General features: G+C 35.2%; 1 pseudogene. It reads right to left on the reverse strand.

Features of this window, described 5'->3' with window-relative positions:
• Positions 1-8 precede the first annotated feature (8 nt).
• Positions 9-230 (reverse strand): annotated as a pseudogene (locus tag ACWA1B_RS23755) (LPS export ABC transporter ATP-binding protein); the annotation flags it as partial.

The following is a 230-nucleotide window of genomic DNA, read 5'->3' on the forward strand; positions in this document are numbered from 1 at the left end:
CACTAAAATCAAAACTCCAATTTCTTCTTACGAAGCTCGAAGTTTTGTCCAAGGTAAACGCGACGAACCATTTCGTCTTCTACCAATTCTTCTGGAATTCCTGCTTTAAGAATTCCTCCCTCGAACATTAAATATGTTTTATCAGTGATGGCTAATGTTTCCTGAACGTTGTGGTCGGTAATTAAGATTCCGATATTTTTATTTTTTAATTGCGCTACAATTCTTTGAAT

This window comes from Flavobacterium xizangense (assembly GCF_054075145.1).